The sequence below is a fragment of the uncultured Flavobacterium sp. genome (assembly GCF_963922255.1).
Lineage (GTDB): Bacteria > Bacteroidota > Bacteroidia > Flavobacteriales > Flavobacteriaceae > Flavobacterium.
This window is the reverse complement of the sequence record NZ_CAWUIC010000011.1, coordinates 67773-85896: the sequence shown is the minus strand read 5'-3', so window position 1 is coordinate 85896 and position 18124 is coordinate 67773. Positions and strand designations below refer to the sequence as shown.

Here is an 18124-nt window from a genome sequence, read left to right as displayed (position 1 = left end):
CTGTTTATTAATTGCTTTGTGTGTTATCTAATTGTCCTAACACGATTGTAACGTGGTTAGAACGTTTTCTTATTCTGTGTGCACGACCTTGAGGTGCTGGACGAAGTCTTTTTAACATCGCACCACCATCTACTCTAATCTCTTTTACAAACAAACCTGCATCTTCAATGCTAGCTTCACTATTTTTTTGTTCCCAGTTATTAATAGCTGATAACAATAGTTTTTCTAGTTTTCTTGAAGCTTCTTTCGTACTAAATCTTAAAACATTAAGAGCTAGTTCTACTTTTTGACCTCTTACCATATCCGCAACTAAGCGCATTTTTCTAGGTGAAGTAGGGCAGTTATTTAATTTGGCAAAAGCTATAGACTTATTAGCCTCTTTTCTTGCATCTGCTGTTTCTCTTTTACGAACTCCCATTGCTTCTTATTTTTTACCTTTATTTTTCGCACCAGCGTGACCTCTAAAAGATCTTGTTGGTGAAAATTCTCCTAATTTATGTCCTACCATGTTCTCAGTAACATATACTGGAACAAACTGACGACCATTATGAACAGCTATAGTTTGTCCAACAAAATCTGGAGTAATCATTGATGCCCTAGACCAAGTCTTAACAACACCTTTATTACCTCCTTCAATATTAGCTTGAACTTTTTTCTCTAGCTTGTAATGTACAAACGGTCCTTTTTTTAATGAACGTGCCATGTCTATCTAATTATTTCTTTCTGCGTTCAACAATATACTTATTACTCGGGTTAACCTTAGAACGAGTTCTATAACCTTTCGCTGGAATTCCATTTCTTGATCGTGGATGACCTCCTGAAGAACGTCCTTCTCCACCTCCCATTGGGTGATCAACTGGGTTCATAGCTACTGGTCTAGTTCTTGGTCTTCTTCCTAACCATCTTGATCTACCTGCTTTACCAGATACGATTAATTGGTGATCAGAGTTAGAAACCGCTCCAATTGTTGCTGAACAAGTCAACAAGATTAATCTTGTTTCACCTGAAGGCATTTTTATTGTAGCATATTTCCCATCTCTTGCCATCAATTGAGCGAAAGTACCTGCCGAACGAGCAATAACCGCTCCTTGACCTGGTCTTAATTCAATACATGATATTACTGTTCCTAGAGGAATTTTACTTAAAAGTAAAGTGTTTCCAATTTCTGGAATTGCATCAGGACCTGAAACTACTGTTTGCCCAACTTGTAAACCATTTGGTGCAATAATATAAGTTTTTTCTCCATCTACATATGCAAGCAATGAAATGAATGCTGAACGATTTGGATCATATTCGATTGTTTTAACCGTAGCAGGAATTCCATGCTTAGTTCTTTTAAAATCGATCATACGATACTTTTGTTTATGACCACCACCCACGTGACGCATGGTCATTTTTCCTTGACTATTTCTACCTCCTGAACGTTTTTTCGGCTCTAATAATGATCTTTCCGGCTTATCAGCTGTAATAGTGTCAAAGCTATTCACAACTCTAAATCGCTGTCCTGGGGTAATAGGTTTTAATTTTCTTACTGACATTTTCTTTTATTAAATATTATTATAAAAGTCTATTGCTTCTCCTTCTTTCAGTTGTACAATTGCTTTTTTATAAGCATTTGTTTTACCAACGATTAAACCACTCTTAGTGTATTTAACCGATCTATCAGATCTGTAATTCATTGTGTTAACATTTTCAACAGTTACTCCATAAGAAGCTTCAATAGCTTTCTTAATTTGTATTTTGTTTGCTTTTTTGTCAACTACAAAACCAAAACGGTTAAAAATTTCACCGTCTTTTGTCATTTTTTCAGTAATGATAGGTTTAATTATAACATTCATACCTTCTTATTTACTTAAATTAGTTTCAATTTCTTCTAACGAACTCTCCATTAATACTAATTTATTAGTATTTAAAATACTATAAGTACTTAATTCTGAAGTAGTTATAACGCTAGACGCTTTTAAATTGCGTGACGACAAATATACATTTTTATTTGACTCACCCAACACAAATAGAGATTTTTTATTATCTAACCCTAAAGCTTTCAAAACGTTAATGAAATTTTTAGTGTTTGGAGTTTCAAAATTGAAGTCTTCAATTACCACTAAATTTTCTTCTTTTGCTTTGATTGAGAAGGCAGATTTTCTTGCTAAACGCTTCAAAGATTTATTCAATTTGAATGAATAACTTCTTGGTCTAGGTCCGAATACTGTTCCTCCACCTTTAAACAATGGGTTTTTAGCACTACCAGCTCTGGCAGTTCCTGTTCCTTTTTGTTTCTTAATCTTACGAGTACTTCCAGCAACTTCAGCTCTTTCTTTAGCTTTGTGCGTTCCTTGTCTTTGATTAGCTAAATATTGCTTAACATCAAGGTATACTGCGTGATTATTTGGTTCAATTGCGAATACTGAATCAGAAAGTTGTACTTTTCTCCCAGTTTCTTTTCCGTTTACATCTAATACTATTACTTCCATTACTTCTGAATGATTACGTAAGAGTTTTTATGTCCTGGCACACATCCTTTTACTACTAAAAGGTTTTTGTCAGCTACAACTTTTAAAACTCTAAGATTTTGAACTGTTACGTTATCTGTTCCCATTCTTCCAGCCATACGCATTCCTTTGAATACTCTAGATGGATAAGAAGAAGCTCCAACTGAACCTGGTGCTCTCAAACGGTTATGTTGACCATGAGTTGCTTGTCCAACACCACCAAATCCGTGACGTTTAACAACTCCTTGAAAACCTTTACCTTTAGATACACCTTGTACATCTACAAATTCTCCTTCCGTGAATAAATCCACATTCAACACATCACCTAAGTTGTGTTTTTCTTCAAAATACTTGAATTCAACGACTTTCTTCTTAACATCTGTTCCTGCTTTCTTGAAGTGACCTTCTTCAGCTTTGATAGAGTGTTTGTCAGTTTTGTCATCGAAACCAAGTTGAAGAGCTTCATACCCGTCAACCTCTAAGGTTCTGACTTGGGTAACTACACATGGACCAGCTTGAATTACAGTACAAGGAATATTTTTCCCGTTCTCATCAAAGATGCTAGTCATGCCAATTTTTCTTCCGATTAACCCAGACATATTAAACTAATTATTAATTACTACTTAAATTTTTGTACACATAAATATATAAGTGCACTTTTTTTCGAGGGTGCAAATATATAAATATTATTTAATTAATACAAAATTAATTACTTAACTATTTTTTAATAAATAATTAAGCAACAAACCATGAATTAAAGATTAAAAAAACCGCAGTAAATTAATACTAGCGGTTTTTATTTTTAACTGATTGAACAGTGTTTGAAACTATACTTTAATTTCTACTTCAACACCACTTGGCAATTCCAATTTCATTAAAGCATCAATAGTCTTAGAAGAAGAACTATAAATGTCTAATAATCTCTTGTATGAACTAAGTTCAAATTGCTCACGTGATTTTTTGTTTACGTGTGGTGAACGCAACACAGTAAAAATCTTTTTGTGTGTAGGCAATGGAATTGGTCCAGTTACCACAGCACCTGTACTTTTTACAGTTTTTACAATCTTTTCAGCAGACTTGTCTACCAACATGTGATCGTAAGATTTTAATTTTATTCTGATTTTTTGACTCATTTTCTTTAGAATTAAGCGTTACCTTTTGCTTTTTTGATTACCTCTTCTGAAATATTAGAAGGTGTTTCTGCATAGTGAGAAAACTCCATTGTAGAAGTTGCTCTACCAGATGATAATGTTCTTAATGTTGTTACATATCCAAACATTTCTGATAAAGGCACATCTGCTTTAATAGTTTTAGCACCACTTCTGTCACCCATATTATTTACTTGACCACGACGACGGTTTAAGTCACCTACGATATCACCCATGTTTTCTTCAGGAGTAATAACTTCAATTTTCATAATTGGTTCAAGAATTACAGCTCCAGCAGCCTTAGCCACTTCCTTGTAACCCATTTTTGCAGCTAACTCAAAAGATAGAGCATCAGAATCCACAGGGTGGAAAGATCCATCTAATAAAGTCACTTTTAAACTATCTACTGCATATCCAGCTAATGGACCAGTTTTCATAGCTTCTCTAAATCCTTTTTCAACAGCTGGTATATATTCCTTAGGAACGTTACCACCTTTTACTTCATTCACGAATTGTAATCCAAATGCTGGCTTACCATCAACATCTTCAGCAGGTTCTAATCTGAAAACAATATCTCCAAATTTACCTCTACCTCCAGATTGTTTTTTATACGTTTCTCTATGTTGAGCAGTTTTAGTGAAAGCTTCTTTGTACTCAACTTGAGGTTCACCTTGATTCACTTCAACTTTGAATTCACGTTTCATACGATCTACAAGAATATCTAAGTGTAACTCACCCATTCCTGAGATAATCGTTTGACCTGAAGCTTCATCTGTTCTAACTGTAAATGTTGGATCTTCCTCAGCTAATTTAGCCAAAGCCATACCCATTTTATCAACGTCAGCTTTAGTTTTAGGCTCAATTGCAATACCAATTACTGGATCAGGGAATTTCATTGACTCAAGAATAATTGGGTGTTTTTCATCACACATAGTATCTCCAGTCTTGATATCTTTGAATCCAACTGCTGCTCCAATATCCCCAGCCTCAATATATTCGATTGGATTTTGTTTGTTAGCATGCATTTGGTAGATACGAGAAATTCTTTCTTTGTTTCCAGAACGAGTATTCAAGATATATGAACCTGCATCTAAACGACCTGAATAAGCACGGAAGAAAGCCAAACGACCAACATAAGGATCAGTAGCAATCTTGAATGCCAAAGCAGCAAACGGCTCTTTTGGATCAGGACGACGTAAAATTTTCTTTTGATCTTCTTCTAATAAATCAGCATCATCAGGATGAATTCCTTCGATACCTTCTTTATCCATTGGAGATGGTAGATATTTACAAACTGCATCTAACATGAATTGAACTCCTTTGTTTTTGAAAGAAGAACCAGCAATCATAGGAATGATAGCCATGTCAATTGTAGCTGCACGTAACGCATTGTTTATCTCCTCTTCAGTGATAGAATTTTCATCTTCCATATACTTATCTAAAAGATTTTCGTCATAAGTAGCGATTTCTTCGATAAGAATTGAACGATAATGCTTCACATCATCAACCATATCAGCAGGAATATCGATAATATCGAAAGTTGCTCCTTGTGTTTCATCGTGCCATACAATAGCTTGATTTTTCACTAAGTCAACAACTCCTCTAAAATCATTTTCTTCACCAATTGGTAAAGTAATTGCAACTGCATTTGATTTTAACATTTCTTTTACTTGATCACATACTGCTAAAAAGTTAGATCCTTGACGGTCCATCTTGTTAACAAACCCCATTCTAGGTACTCTATATTGATCTGCAAGTCTCCAGTTAGTTTCTGATTGAGGCTCAACACCATCAACAGCACTAAATAAGAAAACCAAACCATCTAATACACGTAACGAACGGTTTACCTCTACCGTAAAGTCAACGTGACCAGGAGTATCGATAATGTTAAAGTGATAAGGTATTGATTCTGGTAATAATTTACCTTGTTGTGTTGGAAAATTCCATTCACAAGTTGTAGCAGCAGACGTAATTGTAATACCTCTTTCTTGCTCTTGTGCCATCCAGTCCATTGTTGCAGCACCATCATGTACTTCACCAATTTTGTGTGATTTTCCAGTATAGAATAATATTCGCTCCGTTGTTGTTGTTTTACCAGCATCAATGTGAGCCGCAATTCCTATATTTCTTGTATATTTTAAATCTCTTGCCATTTCTTATTTATTAAAATCTGAAGTGAGAGAATGCTTTATTTGCATCTGCCATTTTGTGAGTATCCATTCTTTTCTTAACTGCTGCACCTTCTTCTTTAGCTGCTGCTAAAATTTCTGATGACAATTTTCCAGCCATAGATTTCTCATTTCTTTTTCTAGCATAAAGAATTAACCATTTCATTGCCGTAGAAATTTTTCTATCTGGACGAATTTGCATTGGTATTTGGAATGTAGCCCCACCAACTCTACGACTACGTACTTCTACGTGAGGCATAACGTTTGTTAAAGCGTCTTTCCATAATTCTAAAGCTGTTTTTTCATTATCACCTTTTTTTGCTTCTACGATATCTAATGCATCATAAAAAACTTTAAAAGCTGTTGATTTCTTACCATCCCACATTAAGTTGTTTACAAAACGTGTTACTAACTGATCGTTAAATTTTGGATCTGGTAAAAGGGGTCTTTTTTTTGCCGCTCTTTTTCTCATGTCTTTTCTTTAAAAATTACTTTTTAGCGTCTTTTGGACGTTTTGCACCATACTTAGATCTTCTTTGTGTTCTACCGCTTACTCCGGCAGTGTCTAAAGCACCACGCACAATGTGGTATCTAACTCCTGGTAAATCTTTTACTCTTCCACCTCTAACTAATACTATCGAGTGCTCTTGTAGATTGTGTCCTTCTCCAGGAATGTAAGCATTCACCTCTTTACCATTTGTTAAACGAACCCTTGCTACTTTACGCATTGCAGAGTTTGGTTTTTTTGGTGTAGTAGTGTAAACACGTGTACATACCCCTCTTCTTTGAGGACAAGAATCTAAAGCAGCCGATTTACTCTTCTTAGTCATTTGGGTTCTCCCTGTTCTTACTAATTGTTGAATTGTTGGCATAATTAAATACTAATTTTTCTTGTGATTTATTAATCCCGCTTTTTTACGGGTTGCAAATGTATGAATATATTTTTACAAAACAAATCTAATTTATTAATTTTCAAAACTTTGTTAGTCAGCGTTTTTACCTTTTTAGTTTATTGTTTTTAGTTTTAAAAAGTTTATGTGAAATTATTTTCGTTTTTTTGCGTTAGATTAATGCTATGAAAAACTTATTTTTTTTTCTAATCTTATTGTTTTCTCAACTCTCGTTTTCTCAGGAATTTAAAATGAAGGTTGAAGGAAATTCTGATTTCGAAACAAAAACTATTGATAGTATAGGGTATACCATAAACCATCAAACGGTTGCTTCCATAATTGAAGAACAAAAATCATTTGAACAAAAGCTGCAGCAAAAAGGGTACTTTCAAAACGAACTAATACTTCAATCAAAACTTAGTGATAGCATTTTCTATTTCAAATACCATTTAAAAAATCAAATGAAATTTATACATATATATATAGGTGTAGATTCACCTGAAGAAAAAGAATTGTTAAGTCTTGAAAGCGATTCCATAAAATTAGGCATTGAAGAAGTAGAATCTTTTATGCAAAATAAAATTGCACTGCTTGAAAAGAAAGGATACTCTTTAGCAAAATTGAAATTATCAGACTACAATCAGGTTGATGATTATTTGCAAGCTAAGTTGGTTTTGGATTTAAATCTAAAAAGAACATTAACTAATATCGTAATTGAAGGTTATGATAAATTTCCGTATGGAATTAAAAAAGCAATTTTAAAGAAAGCCAGACGATTGGATTTCAATCAGGATAATGTTTCTAAAATTTATAAGGATTTTAATGAATTGCGATTTGTGACACAAACTAAATATCCTGAAATATTATTCACCAAAGATTCTACCAAAGTTTATATTTATCTTGAAAAAGCAAAACCCAATAAATTTGATGGTTTTATAGGATTTGCGAATGATGAAAATTCAAGTCTTCGTTTTAATGGTTATTTGGATTTACAATTGCAAAATATTTTAAATTCGGGTGAAAAATTAAATTTATTTTGGAAAAACGACGGAAAACAGCAATCGAGTTTTAATTTGGGAACTGAAATTCCGTATATGTTTAAAAGTCCGTTTGGAATTAAAGCAGATTTGCGAATTTTCAAACAAGACAGCACGTTTCAAAACACGAAGACAGATTTGAATTTGGGTTATTATTTCAAGTATAATTCGAAGGTTTTTCTAGGGTATCAAAAAACGACTTCTGTTGATATTCAAAATCTAAATTCATTTAGTATTAATGATTTTACGAATACGTTCATTACTTCTACATTTGATTTTACGGATTTTAATAACGAAGATTTTATCTTTCCTGAAAAGACAAAGTTTAATGCAAAAATTGGAACAGGAAACAGAACGATAAGTTCTTCAAAAACCAGTCAGTTTTTTGGACAAGTTAATTTTAGTCACAATTTATATTTGAATCAGAAGAACATTATAAACCTTAAAAACGAAACTTTCTATTTGCAAAGTGATGATTATGTAATTAATGAATTATATCGTTTTGGTGGTATAAATTCGATTCGTGGTTTTAGTGAAAACAGCTTACAAGCCAATGCTTACAGTGGAATTTTAACAGAGTATCGCTATATGATGGCTCCGAGTATTTATGTGCATTCGATAATTGATTATGGTTATTTTCAAGATAAAACTTCAAATTTGAGTGATAGTTTATTGGGATTAGGATTTGGTTTTGGACTTTTTACCAAAAACGGATTGTTTAATTTCATTTATGCTAATGGCTCTACGAATGACCAAAACATCAAACTTTCCAACTCAATTGTTCATGTGAGTTTTAAAACATATTTTTAAATGGAATTGAAAGATTAAAGGATTGAAAGATTGAAAACCTTCATAGTAAACTTAAAATCTTTCAATTATTTAATTTTTTAATCTTTCAATCTTTTTAATAAAAAGACTATTTTTGCCAAATGGAAAGAGATAATCAAATATTTGGAATTCGTGCTATAATTGAAGCGATTCAATCTAAGACAGAAATTGATAAAGTGTTTTTACAAAAAGAGCTTCAAGGTGACTTGATGAAGGATTTGATGAAAGCTATGAAACAGAACAACGTTAATTTCTCCTACGTTCCTGTAGAAAAATTAAATCGTTTGACTGCTGGAAATCATCAAGGTGCTGTGGCTACGATTTCTCCAGTTTCTTTTCATGATTTAGAAACTTTAGTGGAAACTGTTTTAGCTAAAGAAAAAACTCCGTTATTTTTAATTTTAGACCAATTATCAGATGCTCGTAACTTTGGAGCCATTATCAGAACTGCTGAATGTACTGGTGTTGACGGTATTATTGTTCAAAAACAAGGTTCTGCTCCTGTAAATGGTGATACGGTTAAAACCAGTGCTGGTGCTGTTTTTAATGTGCCGATTTGCAAAGTAGATCATATCAAAGATGCGATTTTTCATTTACAAGGAAGTGGCATAAAAACCATTGCAGCGACTGAAAAAACAGATCAAAATATTTATGATTTAGGCTTAAACGAACCTTTAGCTATCATTATGGGAAGTGAAGATAGAGGTGTAAACCCTTCTGTGTTGAAAATTGTAGATGAAAAAGCAAAATTACCTATGTACGGAACCATTGAATCTTTGAATGTTTCTGTAGCTTGTGGTGCTTTTTTGTATGAGGTTGTAAGGCAGAGACACTAAAAGAGTTTTCAGAGTTCAGTCTTTAGTTGGCAGTGAAATCAATCTTATTTCTTTATTTATGAAAAAATATCTTTTTGTGTTTTTTATACTAATCAATATATCATGTAAAAATGAAAATAAATTATTAGCATTAAATGATAAAAAAGCAATTTGTAAATCAGCTGATATTTTAAACCTTGATGAAACATTTCAAGATAATTTTATTTACAAGATAGATTCTGTTAGAAAAATTCAATATCCAAACGGTAGAAAAGACAAAGAAATTTTTGTTGATTTTGACAAAAAAATGCTGTCTCAATTTTTAAAAGACATTAATCAAAAAGAATTTACTGAAAAGAATACTTTCGAAAAGGAATATCATTTTAATATTGCTCCAAAAGAATATTCAGATCCAGAAATATGTAAGGATAAAATTTCTATTGAATTTTTTTCTGAAACTTGTGTTTATTGTATAAGAATTAACAATACATTTTTAGTTCCTGATAATTGGTGTACGGAATCTGAAGTAATATATTACTTTGATTTAAAAAACGGAAAAATTGATTATTTCAACATTCAACAAGCTGGTTAAACTATCAATCTTTTTTAATCCCAATAAAATCATAAATCACTTTTATGGATGAATTGAAATATTCTTTAACCACTTCTTCTGGTTTTGGTGGTGGAGCGAATTTTCCGTTTTCGTCAAAGTTTTTCATAAAAGGGTCATTTTCTGGATTGAAATCTGGACTTTCCCAATCGTAGTGAATGGCTTTGTCGAATTGTGGTGTTTTAAGAAAATAACTCAATACAAATCCGGTTAAGAATCCGAATAAATGACCTTCCCACGAAATGTTATATTTCCCCACTTCTGGAAACATGTACCATACCATTCCTCCATATAATAAAATTACAGTTAGGGAAACGGCTACTAATCTAAAATATTTGGTAAAAATTCCTTTGAAGAAAATAAAACTGACTAAAGCATAAACTAATCCACTGATTCCAATGTGATAACTTGGTCTTCCAATGAGCCATGTGCCTAGTCCTGAAAATAAAATTCCAACTATTACTACTGTAACGGATTGCTCTCTGTAGAAATATCTCAAAAAAAGCAGCAAAACAAATAAAGCTACAGAATTATTAAACAAGTGTTCCAAATCACCATGAAGAAATGGACTGAAAATAATTCCTTTCAGACCAAAACCTGTTCTTGGATAAATTCCATAATGCGAAAAATCAATATGATAATGATGTTCTACCCAAAACACAATCCACAAAAGTAACACTGCCAACAATGGAAACAGAATTACCGAAGGTGTGAATTTGAATGGATTGTCTTTTATTTTGTTCATGATTTTTTGTTACACAGAGTTACACCAAGCAAACACAAAGTTACACTAAGATTAAATATTTATACTAAACTATTTTAACGCAATGTTTCCAGGGTTTTCGCAAAGTTCGGTAAGTTTTGTTTTATTGTTATTTCAAAGATAAAGCCAAAATTAATTACATGCTCATTTGTCATAAAAAAGCAAATTTTGTCATAAAAGAGATTTATCTTACGTATTATGTTGTGAAATTATCAAAAAGCTATATATTTAAATCGTGGAAAGATTAAGAATAAAATTAGAAGAAAAAGTAACCATTTCAGAAAGTGAATGGGAATTTATTGTCTCTAAATTAGAAGTAAAAACATACAAAAAGAAGGAGTTTTTGATAAAATCAAATACTATTGAAAATAAGATTCATTTCATTTTGGAGGGTGTTTTTAGAATGTTTATTGATTTACCTGAAAAAGATATAACCGTCGATTTTGGTTTTCCTAATAATTTTATAAGCAGTTATTCTTCATTTCTAACACAAAATCCAAGTGTATCTTGTATTCAAAGTTTAACTAAATCAAAAGTAATTTATATAACTCGTGAAGATTTAGATGAAATTTATAAGCAAACTAAAGTGGGAGAATCCATTGGAAGAGTTTTCGCAGAAGAGTTTTTCAGATATAAATCAAAACGAGAATTGAGTTTTTTAATAGAATCTCCTACAGACCGTTATTTAAATTTGGTAAAAGAACAACAACAATTGATTCAGGAAATTCCACAGAAATATTTGGCTTCCTATATTGGTATTACGCCACAAGCTTTGAGTAGAATTCGTGGAAAAATTTAAAAATAGCGAATTTGTTAACCGAAGTTCATTGTTTGATGTCTAACATCCTACTTTCTTTGCTTTAGAATTTTAAACTAAAAAATTATGGAAGCAAATCAATTTATCGACACTGAAAAAACGAGTTACATATCAAAAAGCAAAAAACCAGACACTATTGTAATGCAAAAACCTACAAGTGCTTTTATTGGAGCTTCATGGATTGCACTTTTAACAGGAATGGTTTCTTATTGTATTGGTCTTTGGAATGCGGAAATGTTGTTGAATGAAAAAGGCTATTATTTTGCAATTCTTTTATTTGGATTATTCTCTGTTATTTCAGTTCAAAAATCGGTTAGAGATAGACTGGAAGGAATTCCTGTAACGGATATGTACTATGGAATTAGTTGGTTTACAACAATAATTTCAATCTTATTACTGGTAATTGGTCTTTGGAATGCTGATTTACTCTTAAGTGAGAAAGGATTTTATGGAATGTCTTTTTTATTGAGTTTATTTTCAGCAATTACAGTTCAAAAAAACACTAGAGACTTACTTTTATCAACTAATAGCGATAAAAAGGAATAATAGTCACTTTTTATGTATAGATAAAAAGGGTTTGGAAATAAAATTTCAAGCCTTTTTTGTTAGGCCTATATTTTGATTTTGTACCAATATTTGGTAATTTTGAATAAAATTTATGAATTATGGGCAAAAACACGTCTGTTGTATTAGGAAATCATTTTGAAGAATTTATTAAAAAATCTATAAAATCTGGAAGTTACAGTTCTGCTAGTGAAGTTATTAGAGCTAGTTTGCGTTTGTTGGAAGAAGAAGAACTTGCCAAAGAAGAACTTATTATGCAATTAAAACAAGGAGAAAATAGTGGTTATATTTCTGACTTTGATACTACTCACTTTTTAAATGAGATGAAATCTAAATACAATAATAAATGATAATTTATGAATTATCAAGACTTTCAAAACTAGATTTAGAAGAAATCTGGGTTTGGACTTTAGATAATTTTTCAGAAAATCAAGCTGATTATTATATTGAAAATTTAATTAATAAGATACAAAAGCATTGTAAATATCTTGAAAATGAAATTGTAATTGAACAACATTTTCTTGATTATAAATTTATAATATATCAATCTCACTATATTTTTTATTTAAGAACTTCAGAAAACAAAATATCCATTGTTCGTGTTTTACATCAAAACAGAAATATTAATAGAATTTTGAAGAACCATTCTTAAAAAAACTACAGAAAATCCATAGCCCTGATGGGAATGGCATCCTTTTTTGAAAAAAAAGATAGAATGGACAGCAGGAAGAAGCCTTTCTAAAAATGCCTAAAGTTAGTGCTCCAAAAAAATAAAATTATTGTATTTTTACCCCATGGAAGCACCATTAGCCGAGAGAATTAGACCAAAACAATTATCTGAATACATTAGTCAACTACATTTAGTAGGTGAACAAGGTTCGTTGACGCATCAGATTGCAAAAGGAATTATTCCTAGCTTGATTTTATGGGGACCACCTGGAACGGGAAAAACGACTTTAGCACAAATTATGGCTGAAGAAAGTAAACGTCCGTTTTATATTTTGAGTGCCATTAATAGTGGTGTGAAAGATATTCGTGAAGTTTTAGACAAAGCGAAACAAAGTGGTGGTTTGTTTACGGCAAAAAATCCGATTTTATTTATTGATGAGATTCATAGATTTAGCAAATCGCAACAAGACTCTTTATTGGCTGCTGTTGAGAAAGGTTGGGTGACTTTAATTGGTGCTACAACTGAAAATCCGAGTTTTGAGGTCATTCCCGCTTTGTTGTCAAGATGTCAGGTTTATGTTTTGAATCCGTTTTCGAAGGATGATTTAGAAGCTTTATTACTTAGAGCGATGAAAACCGATGCGTATTTGAAAACAAAAGATATTCAACTGAAAGAAACGGAAGCATTGTTGCGACTTTCTGGTGGTGATGGTAGAAAATTATTGAATATTTTTGAATTGGTTATTAATGCAAGTGAAGGAGATTTAATTGAAATTACGAATGAAAAAGTAATGCAATTGGCTCAAAAAAATACGGTTTTATATGATAAAACAGGTGAAATGCATTATGATATTGTTTCCGCTTTTATCAAATCGATTCGTGGAAGTGATCCAAATGGTGCCGTTTATTGGTTGGCCCGAATGATTGAAGGTGGTGAAGATGTGAAGTTTATCGCTCGAAGAATGTTGATTTTAGCCAGTGAAGATATTGGAAATGCAAATCCAACTGCGTTGATCATGGCAAACAATACTTTTCAGGCTGTGACTACAATTGGCTATCCTGAAAGTCGAATAATATTGAGTCAATGTGCGGTTTATTTGGCAACTTCTGCTAAAAGTAACGCGAGTTACTTAGCCATTGGAAAAGCGCAACAAATCGTAAAACAAACTGGTGATTTGCCTGTTCCGTTACATTTGCGAAATGCTCCAACAAAATTGATGAAAGAATTAGGTTATGGTGATGAATATAAATATTCGCACGATTTTGCTAACAATTTTGCTGAACAAGAATTCTTACCAACTGAAATATCAGAGACTAAATTTTTTGAACCAGGAGAAAATGCTCGTGAAAAAGAAATTCGTACTTTTTTGAAGAATCGTTGGAAGGATAAGTATGGGTATTAGTGTTTAATGAAAATATAAAATCAATAAAAAAATTAAAATTTCAACTCCACTTTTTCAACAACTAAAACATCGTTTTGATAATATTCAAACTCTGAATTATCTTTACTATAAATTGTAAAAATGCCTTGAATGCTCCCTTTTTTTGCAATATAAATTGTTGGATTTGTCGTTTTAAGTAATTCAAATTTTATATTATTATTTTCATCAACAATATTAAAACCCTTTTCAGTTGAGCTAATATTTAATCCTTTTTTAAATGCGCTTAAAGTTTTAGTGTTTTCTAATTTTGAATTTTCATTCATTTCTACAATTTCTGTATCTTTATTAGGTTTACTTCTTACAAAATTTGTAGTGTTCTTAATATTAGTTTTTCCAGTCAAGGAAATTAAAGCTATACGGGTCGCTTCATTATAAGCCTTACTTAAATTTTTTTCTCTGGTTTCTCCTTCTTCACTGATTATTATTGTATTATTTTGACAATCTCTTAGTTCCACTTTTATTTTAGTTTTTAGCATATTACTGTCTTCAAGTAAATTCAAAAACAAAGCATCACATTTATTGTTTACTAATTCCATAGGCAAATCATCTGACGAATAAAAAACTTCAAAACCCTCTTTTTCAAAATACGATTTACATAAAACATTTAAGTTATATTGATTTTCTTCTTTTAGAAAATCAAATTTTTTAGGCATAATAACAACTTTATAATAGTCTTGAGCTACTGATACCATTGAAAAAAACAACATCGTTAAAAAAACAATTTTTTTCATATTATAATATATTTTTTAATTCTAAAAGATGATTTACTTGGTAAACATCGTGATTTATTTCTGTTTTATGTTCGTTGAAAAAGATGGCATCTATTCCAAAATCTAATGCTCCTAAAATATCCGCTTCAAAACTATCTCCAATCATGATACTTTCTTCTTTGGATGCTTTTGCACTTTTTAAAGCATAATCAAAGATAATAGAATTTGGCTTCTTTTGTCCTGCTAATTCTGAATTTGTTATTGTTTCAAAATAATGCCCAATGTTTGAATTTATTAACTTCTTATCCTGAACTTTACTAAAACCATTGGTAATAATATGCAATTGGTAATTTGGTTTTAAATAATCTAACAACTCAATAGCTCCGTCAAAAAGATGATTGTATTCTGGCAAATACTTAATATAATCATCCGATAATTGATGTATGATTTCATCAGAAACTTCAAAATTTAAAGCATCAAAAACATCTTTTAATCTGTAATAACGTAAATCTTGATGCGAAATTTTATTGACCTGATACAACTTCCAATAATGTTGATTTCTTGGAATATATATGTTTAAAAACTCCTGTAAAGAAATATCAAACCCTTGATTTTTAAAAATAGTATCAAAGGCAAAACCTGAATTCTTGTCAAAATCCCAAAGCGTATGATCTAAATCAAAGAACAAATGTTTCTTGTGTTTAAACATCTTATTTTTTTACAATTACAGCATCTTCGATATGGTAAATCCAATCTTCAATATCTGTTTCGTTGTATCTAAAAGTGCCTTTTAAAGTCACATATTGATCTGTATTTAGTTTTGGCAAACTTCCTCTGAATTTAATTCCAGCTAAAGTTTCTGGTCCCGATTTTCCACAGAAAAAACAAGCAGCAAAAACGTTTTTACTAATCGCATAATTCTTTGAATCTATAGGAATGATAAATCCGCTGATTACAACTGTTTTCTTCCCTAATGTTTTTAATTTTGCGTTAACTACTGGAAAATCAACTTCTCCGTAATCTTTAACTGTTTTTTTACTGTATTTAATATCTCCAAGTAATTTCCAGGTTAAAGTATCTTCTGCAAAAAATGCATTTGAAGATGATTTAGATTTAATTTTTACTGCATTTTTTTCAGAATTAGTAAAACTAAATAAGAAAAATGCAACAAAGAGTGCTACTATTATTTTGGTAAATTTACCCATTTGCTAATGTTTTTGATATGTTTAAATTATAGGCTTTAATAGCCGGAATTAACGCTGCAATGATTCCAACAAAGATAGTTAGTAAAAATAGAATTCCTTCTTTATCCCAAATAAATTCGTAAGGATTGAAACTCATTTTAAAATCATCTTCTGCCGAATTGGAAAGCAACATCAAGGCAATTCTTCCAAGAATCGTTCCAAAAAGGAATCCAACCACACATAATAACAAGCTTTCTATCATTACCAACATTAAAAGCTTAAATCGTCCTGCTCCACTTACTCTTAATAAGGCAAATTCGAATTTTCTTTCTTTTAAAGTATTGAATAAGGCAATGAAAATTGAAATTCCAGAAATTAACATGATTCCGTAAGCTAAATAACGTAAAGCGTCTATTCCTATGCCAAATAATTTGAATAAACGATTGACTTCAATTGCTGGTGAAGCTACTTGCATTTTTGTGTTTTGAGCAATGATTCTTGGCCAAGTTACAATTCCCATTTTATTTCTAAATTTCAATAAAACAGCTGTGATTTCCATTCCAGGTTCATCTATTGTTAAATCATTTTCATAGTCATCGTGAACATGTCCTTCTTCTCCATGTGCTGGATTTTCTGCTACGTGATTGTGTTCGTCATCATCATGTACATGACCTTCTTCTCCGTGTGCTGGATTTGAAGAAACATCTTCATCATGATTATGTTCTTCGTGACTTCCATGCATTTGCCAAACACTTGGAATGTTGCATAAAATTAAATTATCTACAACTTTTCCGGTTTTTTCAGTAATTCCAACAACAGTATATGCTTCATTTTCGTGAACTTCTCCTTCTGCAGCATCACCATGTGAACCAAAGAACTTATCTCCTACTCTAATGTTTAATTTTTGTGCAATGTCGTTTCCAATAACAACATCAAAATTGTGTTCAAATAGCTTTCCTTCAGCAATTTTTGTACCATATTTTTCTAAATAATCAGGTGTTGTTCCTAAAATCTTAAAACCTCTATAATTATCTCCAAAGGCTAAAGGAATTGCTTTTTCTAAAAAAGGACTTTTCATCCAAACTTTAGCAGAATCATAACTAATATTTCCTGTTGGTGCATCTACTTGATAAACGGAAGAAAGTATTAATTGCAAAGGACTTCCTTGCGCTCCCATTACTAAATCAACACCGTCAATATTGCTGTTAAATTTTTCTTCAAATTGTTTTTCTAATAAAATTAAAACCGTAATTATCGCAACACTTGACATCAATAAAATGATGCTCAAAATTGTGTTTAAAGGTTTAAACCAAATGTTTCTCCAAGCTAATTTTGCTATCATATCATTGTAATTTGGTTGTGAAACTTCTCTTTAATTCTGCTATCATGTGTTACAATGATTAATGCTGCTTTATATTCTTTAGATAAAGAAGTTAATAATTCAATAACCGTTTCAGTGTTTTTATCATCTAAACTCGATGTTGGTTCATCAGCTAAAAGTACTTTTGGTTCGTTGATTAAAGCTCTAGCAATTGAAACACGCTGTTGTTGTCCAACACTCAATTGTGAAGGCAATTTTGATGCATGATCTGTTAATCCTAATTGACCTAATAATTTTTTGGCTGTTGCAGAATTTTTCTTTCCTGTTGCCAACCAACTTGTCATTTCTAAATTCTCTAAAACAGTTAACGAAGCAATGAAATGTGGCTTTTGAAAAACAATTCCAATATTTTTTCCTCTAAAAGAATCGTTTTTTCTTTCGGATAATGTAACGATATCGGTTGAATCAATTTCGATTGAACCTGTTTTTGGTCGTAACAAACCTGCCAAAATATGCAAATACGTTGTTTTTCCTCTTCCTGAATTTCCTGTAATTAGAATTGTATTCCCTGCCGTGCAAAATAATGCTGGCATGTGAAATAATTCTCCTTTTGGATATTGAAAGGTTATGTCTTTTGTGCTTATCATATTGAGATATGCTTAATTT

Annotated in this window: 24 protein-coding genes; 8 read left to right on the top strand and 16 right to left on the bottom strand. The window is 31.5% G+C overall.

Annotation, left to right across the window (positions count from 1 at the left end):
• Positions 1–7: 7 nt before the first annotated feature.
• From rplV to rpsL, 10 genes are all read right to left on the bottom strand, one after another.
• Positions 8–418, bottom strand: coding sequence for a 50S ribosomal protein L22 (gene rplV, locus AABJ49_RS10120; protein WP_338378157.1), 411 nt, complete (start codon positions 416–418; stop codon positions 8–10).
• A 6-nt stretch (positions 419–424) separates the two neighbouring features.
• Positions 425–703 carry a 30S ribosomal protein S19 gene (gene rpsS / locus AABJ49_RS10115; RefSeq protein ID WP_026717857.1) on the bottom strand — a complete coding sequence of 93 codons (279 nt, stop codon included), beginning with the start codon at positions 701–703 and terminating at the stop codon, positions 425–427.
• A 10-nt stretch (positions 704–713) separates the two neighbouring features.
• The gene (gene rplB / locus AABJ49_RS10110) at positions 714–1538 is read right to left on the bottom strand and encodes a 50S ribosomal protein L2 (protein WP_338378156.1); all 825 of its coding nucleotides are present in this window, start codon (positions 1536–1538) and stop codon (positions 714–716) included.
• A gap of 9 nt (positions 1539–1547) precedes the next feature.
• Entirely contained in the window at positions 1548–1838 is a 291-nt protein-coding gene (gene rplW, locus AABJ49_RS10105; protein ID WP_338378155.1) for a 50S ribosomal protein L23, read from the bottom strand.
• 6 nt (positions 1839–1844) lie between these two features.
• Positions 1845–2474, bottom strand: a complete 630-nt coding sequence (rplD, locus tag AABJ49_RS10100) for a 50S ribosomal protein L4 (RefSeq protein ID WP_338378154.1) — start codon at positions 2472–2474, stop codon at positions 1845–1847.
• A complete protein-coding gene (rplC, locus tag AABJ49_RS10095; RefSeq protein ID WP_338378153.1) occupies positions 2474–3091 on the bottom strand; it encodes a 50S ribosomal protein L3 in 618 nt (205 codons plus the stop codon). Before rplC ends, rplD begins: the two co-directional genes overlap by 1 nt.
• A 228-nt stretch (positions 3092–3319) precedes the next feature.
• A complete protein-coding gene (gene rpsJ, locus AABJ49_RS10090) occupies positions 3320–3625 on the bottom strand; it encodes a 30S ribosomal protein S10 (protein WP_008254495.1) in 306 nt (101 codons plus the stop codon).
• Between the two features lie 11 nt (positions 3626–3636).
• The gene (gene fusA / locus AABJ49_RS10085; RefSeq protein ID WP_338378152.1) at positions 3637–5793 is read right to left on the bottom strand and encodes an elongation factor G; all 2157 of its coding nucleotides are present in this window, start codon (positions 5791–5793) and stop codon (positions 3637–3639) included.
• Positions 5794–5803: 10 nt separating this feature from the next.
• Positions 5804–6280 carry a 30S ribosomal protein S7 gene (gene rpsG / locus AABJ49_RS10080; protein WP_338378151.1) on the bottom strand — a complete coding sequence of 159 codons (477 nt, stop codon included), beginning with the start codon at positions 6278–6280 and terminating at the stop codon, positions 5804–5806.
• 16 nt (positions 6281–6296) lie between these two features.
• Complete coding sequence (rpsL, locus tag AABJ49_RS10075; RefSeq protein ID WP_338378150.1) at positions 6297–6680, bottom strand: 30S ribosomal protein S12; 384 nt, start codon at positions 6678–6680, stop codon at positions 6297–6299.
• A 203-nt stretch (positions 6681–6883) separates the two neighbouring features.
• Between rpsL and AABJ49_RS10070 the strand changes: the two genes are divergently transcribed.
• The 3 genes from AABJ49_RS10070 (at position 6884) to AABJ49_RS10060 (ending at position 9970) form a co-directional block, all read left to right on the top strand.
• Positions 6884–8545: a hypothetical protein gene (locus AABJ49_RS10070; protein WP_338378149.1), complete on the top strand. Its 1662-nt coding sequence runs from the start codon at positions 6884–6886 to the stop codon at positions 8543–8545.
• Positions 8546–8664: 119 nt separating this feature from the next.
• Positions 8665–9399 (top strand): 23S rRNA (guanosine(2251)-2'-O)-methyltransferase RlmB, encoded by a 735-nt coding sequence (rlmB, locus tag AABJ49_RS10065; protein WP_338378148.1) that lies wholly within the window; start codon positions 8665–8667, stop codon positions 9397–9399.
• A 58-nt stretch (positions 9400–9457) separates the two neighbouring features.
• A complete protein-coding gene (locus tag AABJ49_RS10060; RefSeq protein WP_338378147.1) occupies positions 9458–9970 on the top strand; it encodes a hypothetical protein in 513 nt (170 codons plus the stop codon).
• Between the two features lie 4 nt (positions 9971–9974).
• Here AABJ49_RS10060 and AABJ49_RS10055 read toward each other — a convergent pair whose 3' ends face one another.
• Entirely contained in the window at positions 9975–10733 is a 759-nt protein-coding gene (locus AABJ49_RS10055; protein ID WP_338378146.1) for a rhomboid family intramembrane serine protease, read from the bottom strand.
• A gap of 253 nt (positions 10734–10986) precedes the next feature.
• Between AABJ49_RS10055 and AABJ49_RS10050 the strand changes: the two genes are divergently transcribed.
• From AABJ49_RS10050 to AABJ49_RS10030, 5 genes are all read left to right on the top strand, one after another.
• Positions 10987–11550, top strand: coding sequence for a Crp/Fnr family transcriptional regulator (locus AABJ49_RS10050; RefSeq protein WP_338378145.1), 564 nt, complete (start codon positions 10987–10989; stop codon positions 11548–11550).
• Between the two features lie 84 nt (positions 11551–11634).
• Positions 11635–12114, top strand: a complete 480-nt coding sequence (gene yiaA / locus AABJ49_RS10045; RefSeq protein WP_338378144.1) for an inner membrane protein YiaA — start codon at positions 11635–11637, stop codon at positions 12112–12114.
• A gap of 119 nt (positions 12115–12233) precedes the next feature.
• The gene (locus AABJ49_RS10040; RefSeq protein WP_338378143.1) at positions 12234–12482 is read left to right on the top strand and encodes a type II toxin-antitoxin system ParD family antitoxin; all 249 of its coding nucleotides are present in this window, start codon (positions 12234–12236) and stop codon (positions 12480–12482) included.
• Positions 12479–12784, top strand: a complete 306-nt coding sequence (locus AABJ49_RS10035; RefSeq protein ID WP_338378142.1) for a type II toxin-antitoxin system RelE/ParE family toxin — start codon at positions 12479–12481, stop codon at positions 12782–12784. The genes AABJ49_RS10040 and AABJ49_RS10035 overlap by 4 nt, the downstream gene beginning before the upstream one ends.
• A gap of 142 nt (positions 12785–12926) precedes the next feature.
• Positions 12927–14204: a replication-associated recombination protein A gene (locus AABJ49_RS10030; RefSeq protein ID WP_338378141.1), complete on the top strand. Its 1278-nt coding sequence runs from the start codon at positions 12927–12929 to the stop codon at positions 14202–14204.
• Between the two features lie 32 nt (positions 14205–14236).
• Here the strand turns inward: AABJ49_RS10030 and AABJ49_RS10025 are convergent, their stop codons facing one another.
• The 5 genes from AABJ49_RS10025 to AABJ49_RS10005 are packed head-to-tail and all read right to left on the bottom strand — an operon-like array spanning position 14237 to position 18105.
• Entirely contained in the window at positions 14237–14974 is a 738-nt protein-coding gene (locus AABJ49_RS10025; RefSeq protein WP_338378140.1) for a hypothetical protein, read from the bottom strand.
• A gap of 1 nt (position 14975) precedes the next feature.
• A complete protein-coding gene (locus tag AABJ49_RS10020; protein WP_338378139.1) occupies positions 14976–15662 on the bottom strand; it encodes a YjjG family noncanonical pyrimidine nucleotidase in 687 nt (228 codons plus the stop codon).
• A 1-nt stretch (position 15663) separates the two neighbouring features.
• A complete protein-coding gene (locus tag AABJ49_RS10015) occupies positions 15664–16158 on the bottom strand; it encodes a hypothetical protein (protein WP_338378138.1) in 495 nt (164 codons plus the stop codon).
• Positions 16151–17479: an FtsX-like permease family protein gene (locus tag AABJ49_RS10010; protein ID WP_338378137.1), complete on the bottom strand. Its 1329-nt coding sequence runs from the start codon at positions 17477–17479 to the stop codon at positions 16151–16153. The genes AABJ49_RS10015 and AABJ49_RS10010 overlap by 8 nt, the downstream gene beginning before the upstream one ends.
• On the bottom strand, positions 17476–18105 hold the full coding sequence (locus AABJ49_RS10005) for an ABC transporter ATP-binding protein (protein WP_338378136.1): 630 nt from the start codon (positions 18103–18105) through the stop codon (positions 17476–17478). The genes AABJ49_RS10010 and AABJ49_RS10005 overlap by 4 nt, the downstream gene beginning before the upstream one ends.
• Positions 18106–18124 lie beyond the last annotated feature (19 nt).